Raw genomic sequence first — 6,777 nt, 5'->3', positions numbered from 1 at the left:
ACCTGCAGTGCGCAGTCCTTAGCAACGGTCAGAACTTCCGGAGTTGCGCCAGCCGGAGACTCTGCACGAACCATAACGCCGATCTTTCCGCCGCCGTGGATATACGGTACCAGAATGCCTTCCAAACGAACGAAACGACGGATCTGCAGGTTCTCACGAATCTTCAGGAACAGTTCCTGCAGTGCTTCGTCAACAGTCATTGTGCCGCCGGAAACGGTAGTAGCCTTCAGAGCCTCTACGTCAGCCGGATTCTTCTCAATGATGGTATCTGCAACCAGATTCACAAATGTCTTGAATTCGTCAGTATTTGCAACGAAGTCTGTCTCGGAGTTTACCTCGACAACGCAGCCTACGGTATTGTCTGCATTTACCTTTGCAACAACCATACCCTCTGCTGCAACACGGCCAGCCTTCTTCGCCTGTGTTGCCAGACCTTTTTCACGCAGCAGCTCAATTGCCTTCTCTACGTTGCCGTCTGCTTCGGTCAGAGCCTTTTTGCAGTCCATCATGCCAACACCGGTGGACTTACGCAGTTCGTTAACATCTTTTGCTGTAAAATTAGCCATTGGATGATTCCTCCCTAGAATTTTCTTTCTTTCAGAAAAACCGAATATGCCATGACAAGCACTACATATTCGGTCACATTTTCTGTCTTAATGTGTCCGCAGAATCTGCGAACCTTATTCAGCTGCCTCTTCTGCAGCTGCTGCGTCTGCCTCAGCAGCTTCTGCTGCTTCTGCATCTGCGCCCTGACGGCCCTCGATGATTGCATCAGCCATAACGCCAGCGATCAGCTTTACGGCACGGATTGCGTCATCGTTACCCGGAATTACATAATCGATCTCATCCGGATCGCAGTTGGTGTCTACGATTGCAATGATCGGAATGTTCAGCTTCTTTGCCTCAGCAACAGCGATGCGCTCCTTGCGGGGGTCAACGATGAACAGAGCGCCCGGCAGCTTCTTCATATCCTTGATACCGCCCAGGAACTTCTCCAGCTTTTCGATTTCCAGCTGCAGCTTGCCGACTTCCTTCTTCGGCAGCAGATCGAATGTGCCGTCAGTCTCCATCTCGTGGAGCTGTTCCAGACGCTTGATTCTTCTCTGAATGGTGGTGAAGTTGGTCATCATACCGCCCAGCCAACGTGCATTTACATAGTACGCACCGGCACGGGTAGCCTCTTCCTTGATGGAATCGCCAGCCTGCTTCTTTGTGCCGACAAACAGAACGGACTCGCCCTGTGCTGCCAGATCACGAACGAACATGTAAGCTTCGTCCAGCTTCTTTACGGTCTTCTGCAGATCGATAATATAGATACCGTTCCGCTCGGTGAAAATGTACGGAGCCATTTTCGGGTTCCATCTTCTGGTCTGATGACCAAAGTGTACGCCAGCTTCCAAGAGCTGCTTCATTGATACTACGCCCATTGTGTAGTCCTCCTAAATAAAATGGTTTTGCTTCCTCCGCCGCCCTTATCGAACCTGCAACTCCTCCAGATTTCGGAAAAGCACCCGCAGATTCCAAGGCAGGCGTGCGAACTGCCTTTTTATTATACCAAAACCGACGGACTTGGTCAAGTTTTGCGGTGTAGATTTTTCGGATGCTCACGGCTTAATTTTTGTGCATTTTGTATACATTTCCGCAGTTCCCAGCTCCACCAGAATCACATCCCTGCCGATCAGACGAATCTGCCGGAATCCGATGACGCAGTTATCCCGCGGCCCAAGCAGCCCCAGCAGGCGTGGTCTGCCGTAGAGAATGAGCGCAGTGACGGCTGCGGTTTCCGCATCTACCTTCAGATCGTCCACACGCCCCAGATTCTCCCCGTCCACCACGTTGATCACATCCTTGCTGCGCAGTTCCTCCAGCGTACAAACCATAGCATTTTCACCTCAAAGCTAGTTTATGCGAATTTGGCGAAAACTTTCACGAAAAAACAGCAAAAAGTATGGTTGCAACCAGATCGATTCCGAATACTGCTGCTGCAATGCCGCTCACCCATGCCAGCACTTTTTCCGACATCCAGCCTGTGATTTTAGCAAACAGCGGCCGCAGCAAATACAAAAACAGGACACCGCCGATTCCAAACCGCATTGACGGAGAAAGTGCAATTCTGGCCTGGAAATTCCACGCATAATCAGCATAAGTCTGCCACGGCCAGCTGCCGGTTGTCCATTCCAGCAGGTAGCTGGCGATCAGTTCGATTCCAGTGGCCACAGCGCCGCATCCCAGGAAAATTAAAATCGGACGCATCCAGCGAACGCTCCAGCGCATGGGCATCTGTACAAATTTTCCAAAACAGATGAGAAAAGCCAGCATCCCTACACCGTAAACAGGACAATACGGGCCAAACAGCACGCCCCGGTTATGGAATCCCCAGTGATACACAACCACTTCCAGAAAGACCTCATAGCACCACCCAATGACTGCGGCCATCATGAAATAGAGAAACAGCCGCTGTACAGTTTGCAGTTTTTTTCCTTTTGTTTTTGTTTCCATCCTCATCTTCTCCCTTCGCGCATTTTATCGCATATTTTAAAAAAAGCAGGCGTTTAAGATGATGAGAAACGCCTGCTTTTCACATTGATATGGATTGTAAGGTACGATTACTTCTTCTCTGCAAATGCTTTCTTTGCCACTGCGGCAATGTTGTCTGCGCACAAACCGAACTTCTTCAGCAGTTCTACTGCCGGACCGGAGTAACCGAATTCGTCGTTGACACCAATGCGAACCACCGGTACCGGACAGCAGGATGTCACAGCTTCTGCCACAGCGCCGCCCAGACCGCCGATGATGCTGTGTTCTTCTACAGTTACCAGCAGACCGGTTTCCGATGCTGCCTGACAGATCAGCTCTTCATCCAGCGGCTTGATGGTATGGATGTTCAGCACACGTGCGTGAATGCCCTCGGCCTCCAGCAGTTCCGCAGCCTTGAGGGACTCGGAAACCATCAAACCGGTGGCAACCAGTGTCAGATCGCTGCCCTCCCGCAGGGTAATTCCCTTGCCAATGGTGAACTGATAGGTTGCCGGATCGTTGAAGATCGGCGCTGCCAGTCTGCCGAAGCGCAGGTAAACCGGACCCTCGTACCGGATGGCTGCTTCTACAGCTGCCTTTGCCTCCACATCGTCTGCCGGATTGAGAATGGTCATGCCCGGAATGGTGCGCATCAGTGCGATATCCTCGTTGCACTGGTGGGTTGCACCGTCCTCGCCCACAGAGATTCCCGCATGGGTCGCACCGATCTTGACGTTCAGGTGGGGATAGCCAATGGAGTTGCGGACGATCTCGTAAGCTCTTCCGGCGGCAAACATGGCAAATGTGCTGGCGAACGGGATTTTTCCGGAGGCTGCCAGACCGGCTGCAACGCCCATCATATTTGCCTCGGCGATACCGCAGTCAAAGAACCGCTCCGGATATGCCTTCTTAAAGATTCCGGTCTTGGTTGCGGCAGCCAGATCGGCGTCCAGAACCACCAGTTCCGGATACTTCTCAGCGAGATCCCGAAGTGCTTCGCCGTAGCTCTCTCTTGTTGCTTTCTTCTGCATCTCTGCCATTGTTTAACCCTCCAGTTCCTTCAGCTGTGCTGTGAGTTCAGCCATTGCCTGTACGTATTCCGCATCGTTGGGAGCCTTGCCGTGCCAGCCGACCTGATTTTCCATAAAGGAAACGCCCTTGCCCTTGACACTCTTCTGAATGATGGCAACCGGCTTGCCGACGATGGTTTCTGCCTCCTGCATTGCTGCCTCGATGGAATCGAAATCGTGGGCATCCATGCGGATCACGTGCCAGCCGAATGCCTCAAACTTCTCCGGAATCGGCTCCGGCGAGCAGACTTCGCTCAGCTTGCCGTCGATCTGCAGGCCGTTGTTGTCCACGATGGCAACCAGAGAATCCAGCCGGTACTGTGCTGCGAACATTGCAGCCTCCCAGACCTGACCCTCTTCGATCTCGCCGTCACCCAGAACGGTGTAGACCCGATAGGGTGCGTTGTCGATCTTGGCAGCCAGCGCCATACCGCACGCTGCGGAGATGCCCTGTCCCAGAGAGCCGCTGGACATGTCCACACCGGGAATGTGGATACACGGATGTCCCTGCAGCATTGCACCGATGTGGCGCAGGGATTTCAGCTCCTCCTTGTCAAAGAAACCGCGCTCTGCCAGCGTTGCATACAGTGCCGGTGCGCAGTGTCCCTTGGAGAGGACAAAACGATCCCGATCCGGCATCTCCGGATTCTTCGGATCTACGTGCATTTTTGCAAAATACAGATAAGTCAGCGTGTCGCTGATGGAAAGAGAGCCGCCCGGATGGCCGGATTTTGCGTGATAAGTGCCCTCGATGACACCCATTCTCACACGGCAGGCAATCGCCTGCAGTTGCTTTTTGGTCATTTCATCCATTCTAGGAACCTCCAATTTGTTGGATATGCAACCTGTTTACAGGTCAGTCATAATATGTGCGATCAGCTCAGCAATCGCATGAGTCTCACACGACTGCGTCAGCTGGATGTTCGCAACTTCTTTCACACACGGTTGTGCGTTGGACGGACACGCCCCGATGTCAGCGGCACAGAGCATCTCCAAATCGTTGTCAAAATCGCCTGCCGCCACGATCCGGAATTCCTCCATGTGGCACAAGCGCCGGTATTTCTGGAGGGCACTGCCCTTGGTCACGCCCTTTGGCAGCATCTCATAGAAGCGTGCCTCGGACTGCATAAAATCAGCCTGTTCCTGCCAGCCCTGCCCCTGAATAAATGCCGTCAATTCCGGCATGCGCTCCGGCGCAATGGCAAACAGCACCTTGAGCCATTCCCCGCGGGGAATCTCTTCCAGCGGCAGCAGAACCGGCTCTACCCGACAGATCTCCAGATGTTCCCGCTCGTACTCCGTCATCCGTGGCACATAGGTGCCGTCCGCACGCAGAATCTCTGCAGAAACCTCCGGAAATGCCTCCAGCACCTGCCGGGTCATCTGAAATGCAGCCTCTGCCGGCAGGGACTCCGTGTCCAGCATCGTTCCGGAAAGCGGATCATAAATGCCGGCGCCGTTGAACAGGATCACCGGAACATCCGCCTGCACCAGATCCAGATAGCGCTGCGCCGCCTGCAGGGTGCGTCCGGTCGCAATGGCAAACTTTCCGCCCTGCTGCCGAAACTGCCGGATTGCCTCCAGCTCCTCCGGCAGAATCTCTTTTGTGGACGGCAGCAATGTGCCGTCCAGATCTGTCATCAGCAACGTGGTATCCAATCGTTTCATACAACAGCACTCCTTTTTTCCTCAGGTGCGAAGCTGCCGCAGCACCCGCCGGAAATAGTCGGGAAGCGGGCTTTCGAATTCCAGATACTGCCCCGTTGTAGGGTGGACAAATCCGATTTTCGCTGCATGCAGACACTGTCCCTCCAGCCCCGGGTAAGGCTTTCCGTAGACGTCATCCCCCAGCACCGGATGCCCCAGATACGCCAGATGCACCCGAATCTGATGGGTGCGTCCGGTTTCCAGCCGCAGCCGCAGATGGGTTGCCTTTTGGTACGCCAAAATCGTTTCGTAGTGCGTCACCGCCCGCTTGGAATTCTTTTGGGTCACGCACATTTTCTTTCGATCCACCGGATGTCTGCCGATGGGGGCATCAATAGTGCCCGACGGCTCCCGAAAGCGTCCCATCGCCACTGCCTGATACTCCCGTGTGAACGAGTGCGCCTGAATCTGTGCAGACAGGGAATGGTGTGCCGCATCGGTTTTCGCCACCATCAGCAGCCCGCTGGTGTTGCGGTCGATACGGTGAACGATGCCGGGACGAATGACACCGTTGATGCCGGAGAGCTGGTCACCGCAGTGATACAGCAGCGCATGCACCAGCGTTCCGGTGGCATGACCGGGTGCGGGGTGCACCACCATGCCCTTGGGTTTATTCACCACCAGCAGGTCGGCGTCCTCATAGACGATATCCAGCGGAATGTTCTCCGGTTCCAGCGTCAGCGGCTCCGGTTCCGGCAGGGTGATCTCGATGACATCGCCGCCACGCTGGCGGTAGTTTTTGGGAACCGGCGTTCCGTTCACCAGCACCGCCTGCTGTTCCATGCGCAATTGCACTGCCGAACGTGTCATTTGCAGATCACGCTCCGGTGCGGCAAGCCACTTGTCCAGACGTTCGCCGGCGAACTCCTCCGGTACCGTAAAAGTTACATGTTCAGGCATTCTTCGACTCCTGTTTTTCCGCTGGTTTCTGCCGGCGCTCGCCGAACAGCAGATACCACGCCAGCAGCACAACACCGACGACCACGCAGCAATCCGCAAAGTTGAACACGGCAAAGTGAAACAGCTTCACATCCAGATAGTCCACCACCAGACCGTCCCGAAAAATCCGGTCGATCAGGTTGCCGATGCCGCCGCCAATGATCAGTGTCAGGCTTGCTGTCAGCAGCTTGGATTTCCGGTACTCCCGAATCAGATAGATCAGACACACCACCATCATCAGGGAGGTAAAGACGATCAGCAGCCAGCGCATGCCGGAAAAACTGCTGAACACAGCGCCGTCATTTTCCAGATAGCGAAAGCCCAGAATCTGAAAATCACCGAAGTGCAGAAACGGCTTTTCGCCTACCGGCTGGAGCTGCGTCACCGCCCAGTATTTAATGAGCTGGTCTGCGCCGGCGAGCAGAAGAATCCCCAGCAAAGAAGCAATCAGCACTCGCTGCTCCTCCTATCGCTTAGGACTGTGCGATCACTGCGGCGCAGCGTGCGCACAGTGTCGGGTGCTCTGCGTTTGTGCCGACGCTCT

9 protein-coding genes are annotated in these 6,777 nt (G+C 54.5%); all 9 read right to left on the bottom strand.

The features are described 5' to 3' along the window. The coding region (tsf, locus tag QZL66_RS02480) for a translation elongation factor Ts (protein WP_293601786.1) at positions 1-566 on the bottom strand (566 nt) is incomplete at its 3' end. A gap of 114 nt (positions 567-680) precedes the next feature. Then, positions 681-1,427: a 30S ribosomal protein S2 gene (rpsB, locus tag QZL66_RS02475; protein ID WP_022410184.1), complete on the bottom strand. Its 747-nt coding sequence runs from the start codon at positions 1,425-1,427 to the stop codon at positions 681-683. Positions 1,428-1,604: 177 nt separating this feature from the next. After that, the gene (locus QZL66_RS02470; protein ID WP_022410183.1) at positions 1,605-1,880 is read right to left on the bottom strand and encodes a YlmC/YmxH family sporulation protein; all 276 of its coding nucleotides are present in this window, start codon (positions 1,878-1,880) and stop codon (positions 1,605-1,607) included. 46 nt (positions 1,881-1,926) lie between these two features. Continuing rightward, complete coding sequence (locus QZL66_RS02465) at positions 1,927-2,499, bottom strand: putative ABC transporter permease (protein ID WP_022410182.1); 573 nt, start codon at positions 2,497-2,499, stop codon at positions 1,927-1,929. 107 nt (positions 2,500-2,606) lie between these two features. Further along, on the bottom strand, positions 2,607-3,557 hold the full coding sequence (locus QZL66_RS02460; protein ID WP_022410181.1) for a transketolase family protein: 951 nt from the start codon (positions 3,555-3,557) through the stop codon (positions 2,607-2,609). A 3-nt stretch (positions 3,558-3,560) separates the two neighbouring features. Next, the gene (locus QZL66_RS02455) at positions 3,561-4,400 is read right to left on the bottom strand and encodes a transketolase (protein WP_022410180.1); all 840 of its coding nucleotides are present in this window, start codon (positions 4,398-4,400) and stop codon (positions 3,561-3,563) included. Positions 4,401-4,436: 36 nt separating this feature from the next. Beyond that, positions 4,437-5,255 (bottom strand): Cof-type HAD-IIB family hydrolase, encoded by an 819-nt coding sequence (locus QZL66_RS02450; protein ID WP_022410179.1) that lies wholly within the window; start codon positions 5,253-5,255, stop codon positions 4,437-4,439. Between the two features lie 21 nt (positions 5,256-5,276). After that, on the bottom strand, positions 5,277-6,194 hold the full coding sequence (locus QZL66_RS02445; protein WP_022410178.1) for an RluA family pseudouridine synthase: 918 nt from the start codon (positions 6,192-6,194) through the stop codon (positions 5,277-5,279). Continuing rightward, the gene (gene lspA / locus QZL66_RS02440) at positions 6,187-6,687 is read right to left on the bottom strand and encodes a signal peptidase II (RefSeq protein ID WP_022410177.1); all 501 of its coding nucleotides are present in this window, start codon (positions 6,685-6,687) and stop codon (positions 6,187-6,189) included. The genes QZL66_RS02445 and lspA overlap by 8 nt, the downstream gene beginning before the upstream one ends. Positions 6,688-6,777: the final 90 nt, after the last annotated feature.

Source organism: Ruminococcus sp. CAG:330, assembly GCF_000437175.1.
Taxonomy (GTDB): Bacteria; Bacillota; Clostridia; order Oscillospirales; family Ruminococcaceae; genus Ruminococcus_C.
This window is presented reverse-complemented; position numbering and strand designations above follow the sequence as displayed.